This window comes from Citrobacter sp. wls717 (assembly GCF_005280955.1).
Lineage (GTDB): Bacteria > Pseudomonadota > Gammaproteobacteria > Enterobacterales > Enterobacteriaceae > Citrobacter > Citrobacter werkmanii.
Genome location: NZ_SZWW01000043.1, coordinates 1 through 3,526 on the forward strand (window position 1 = coordinate 1; position 3,526 = coordinate 3,526).

The window sequence follows — 3,526 nt, forward strand, 5'->3', positions numbered from 1 at the left end:
GGAGCCTGGGATGCAAGGGAGGCGGCGGGAGCCTCCCTTGCACGTTCATGTGTAATGCGGTTTCAGAGAAGTTATGAGCATAAGGTGAACGTAATCCTGTTCATAGGTGGAATGTTCACCCTATATGCTTAACTGACTGGCATTACCCATTTAGCGGTGCTTAATGCCGTGCGGAAGGTTATGCCGCTTCGACTTTACGCACTTTCTCTGGCAGCTTTACCGGCTGCGTCGCCAGCTCCTCGGGTTCGAAGTCATCCACGTTAATGCTGCGCAGACGGCTCGCTTCGGCTTTCACCAGAATCGCGGCTTCGTCTTTATCAATCAACCCTTTGGCCAGCGCGTTATGCGCCAGTTCGTCCAGGCGGGTAAACGGCAGATTTTTACCCAACTCTTTGCAGATCCGCTGGTGGATAGGGTCGGCTGCAATCACGTCCAGCAGAGCCTCTTCCAGCAAACCGACCGGGTTATGCTCGCTTGGCGTCAGGTATTGACCGCGACCAAGGCGAGAACGGGTGGCGCTCGGAACCTGCAAAATCTTCGCGACCTTATGATCCAGCTTGTCGGACGGTGCATGATAGTGGCGACCGGTCGGGAAGATAACCACACTCAGCAACCCGGCAACCAAACGGTTCGGGAAGTTTTTCAGCAGATCGTCCATCGCCTGTTCGGCTTTGTACAACGCATCCTGGACGCCCCAGTGAACCAACGGCAGGTCGGCTTCATTACGGCCTTCATCGTCATAACGCTTCAGCACCGCGGAGGCCAGGTACAGCTGACTTAACACATCCCCCAGTCGCGCCGAGATACGCTCACGACGCTTCAGGCTACCGCCCAGAACGGCCATGGACACATCCGAAAGCAGTGCCAGGTTGGCGCTCAGACGGTTCAGGTGCTGATAGTAACGTTTGGTCGCATCGGCGGTTGGCGTGCTGCTGGTTAAGCCACGCGTCAGGCCCAGCCAGAAACTGCGTACTTTATTGCTGCCAACGTGACCGATATGTTTGAACAGCAACTTATCGAACGCATTCACATCGTTATTCTGCGCTGCAGCCATCTCTTCCAGCACATACGGATGGCAGCGAATCGCACCCTGACCGAAGATCATCATGCTACGGGTCAGAATGTTAGCGCCTTCAACGGTAATGGCGATAGGCGCCCCCTGATAAGCACGGGCGAGGAAGTTGCTTTCGCCAAGCATGATGCCTTTACCGCCAGTAATATCCATGGCATCGATGATTGATTGCTGTCCACGGTGAGTACAGTGATACTTCACGATAGCCGACAGTACCGCCGGTTTTTCACCCAGCATAATGCCGTAGGTAATCAGCGACGCCGCAGCATCCATCACGTAGGCGTTACCGGCAATACGCGCCAACGGCTCTTCAATACCTTCCATCTTGCCGATAGAGATTTTGAACTGGCGACGAATATGCGCATATGCGCCGGTTGCCATTGCGACCGATTTCACGCCGCCCGTGGAGTTAGACGGCAGGGTAATACCGCGCCCCACAGACAAACATTCCACCAGCATACGCCAGCCCTGACCGGCCATTTTTGGGCCACCGATAATGTAATCAATCGGCACGAAGACATCTTTGCCCAGCGTCGGACCGTTCTGGAATGGCACGTTAAGCGGGAAGTGGCGACGGCCAATCTGTACGCCCGGCGTTGAGGTTGGGATCAGCGCACAGGTAATACCAAGATCTTCTTCCCCACCCAGCAGTTTTTCCGGGTCGGAGAGTTTAAATGCCAGACCCAGTACGGTAGCGATAGGCGCCAGCGTGATATAACGTTTGTTCCAGGTCAGGCGCATCCCCAGCACCTGCTGGCCCTGCCAGTCGCCCATACAAACCACGCCGGTATCAGGGATCGCGCCTGCGTCGGAGCCTGCTTCCGGGCTGGTCAGAGCGAAACATGGGATCTCCTGACCGCGTGCCAGACGCGGCAGGTAATGATTCTTTTGCTCTTCGGTGCCGTAATGCTGCAGCAGTTCGCCTGGGCCTAATGAGTTAGGTACGCCGACGGTGATCGCGAGGATCCCGGAGACGCCGGAGAGTTTCTGCAATACGCGAGCCTGAGCATACGCGGAGAATTCCAGCCCGCCGTACTCTTTCTTAATGATCATCGCAAAGAAGCGGTGTTCTTTCAGATACGCCCACAGTTCCGGCGGCAGATCCGCGAGTTCGTGGGTGATCTGGAAGTCATTCGCCATGCGGCATGCTTCTTCCACCGGACCATCAATAAACGCTTGTTCTTCAGCTGTCAGGTGCGGCTGAGGATAGTTATGCAGTTTTTTCCAGTCTGGTTTCCCCTGGAACAGGTCGCCTTCCCACCAGGTTGTACCGGCATCAATCGCCTCTTTTTCTGTACGCGACATGGGCGGCATGACTTTACGGAAACCGCGGAACACCGGCGCAGAGATCATGGATTTGCGCATCGGCGTCAAGTTAAACGGTACGAGAATAATGGCCAGAGGAACCAGCAGCCAGACTGACCACAGACCAGCCACGCCAAGCGCAGCCGTCCAGGCGAGCAAAATTAAGCTGCTGAGGAATAAGCTCACGCGGTGATAGAACAATACGCCGAGCAGAACAACCGTAGCGATAATACTCAAAATCATCATAACGAAAAGCTCCCTTGCTTGTAGGAGGTCTGACCACTTGTGATGATATGGTTGTAGTAGATGTAAATTCTTTTAGCAATGTGTTTACAAAATAATTACAACAAAGCTCACATTGTTGGTGTTTTAACCGGCACAAAAAATCAAAAGCCGCGGCCATTCCTGTGGCTTGTACTTCTCGCTGGTAGCGCTATCCGGTACACTGCATCCTGTCATTTACATTCATGCTGAAGGATATCCTCATGTACCAGGATCTTATTCGTAACGAACTGAGCGAAGCGGCGGAAACGCTGGCTAATTTTCTTAAAGATGACGCCAATATTCACGCCATTCAGCGCGCGGCGGTCCTGTTGGCAGACAGCTTTAAAGCCGGTGGTAAGGTACTTTCTTGCGGTAACGGCGGTTCCCATTGCGATGCGATGCACTTCGCCGAAGAGCTGACCGGGCGCTATCGTGAAAACCGCCCAGGTTATCCGGCTATCGCTATCTCTGACGTTAGCCACATCTCCTGCGTCAGCAACGATTTCGGTTACGATTATGTGTTCTCCCGTTACGTTGAAGCCGTGGGACGCGAGGGCGATGTCCTGTTAGGCATCTCTACTTCGGGTAACTCTGGTAACGTGATTAAAGCGATTGCCGCAGCGCGTGAGAAGGGGATGAAAGTCATCACCCTGACCGGTAAAGATGGCGGCAAGATGGCGGGCAGCGCGGATATCGAAATTCGTGTGCCGCACTTTGGCTACGCTGATCGTATTCAGGAAATTCATATCAAAGTGATCCATATCCTGATTCAACTGATCGAAAAAGAGATGGTTAAATCATAAGAAGGCGATTGCCGGATGGCGGCTGAAGCCTTATCCGGCCTACATGAGCTCCACGTAGGCCTGATAAGCGCAGCGCCATCAG

Annotated in this window: 2 protein-coding genes; one reads left to right on the forward strand and one right to left on the reverse strand. The window is 53.9% G+C overall.

Translation table 11 applies throughout. The features are described from left to right. Positions 1 to 178: 178 nt before the first annotated feature. A complete protein-coding gene (gene fadE, locus FDX09_RS19475) occupies positions 179 to 2,623 on the reverse strand; it encodes an acyl-CoA dehydrogenase FadE (RefSeq protein WP_038637538.1) in 2,445 nt (814 codons plus the stop codon). Between the two features lie 239 nt (positions 2,624 to 2,862). Here fadE and lpcA point away from each other — a divergent pair, with 239 nt between their 5' ends. Next, positions 2,863 to 3,444, forward strand: coding sequence for a D-sedoheptulose 7-phosphate isomerase (gene lpcA / locus FDX09_RS19480; protein WP_016149592.1), 582 nt, complete (start codon positions 2,863 to 2,865; stop codon positions 3,442 to 3,444). The last annotated feature ends 82 nt before the right edge of the window (positions 3,445 to 3,526 follow it).

What these genes read in the sequence shown, in the direction of transcription:
- fadE (WP_038637538.1), bottom strand. Translation starts at nt 2,623, where the DNA reads ATGATGATTTTGAGTATTATCGCTACGGTTGTTCTGCTCGGCGTATTG.
- lpcA (WP_016149592.1), top strand. Translation starts at nt 2,863, where the DNA reads ATGTACCAGGATCTTATTCGTAACGAACTGAGCGAAGCGGCGGAAACG.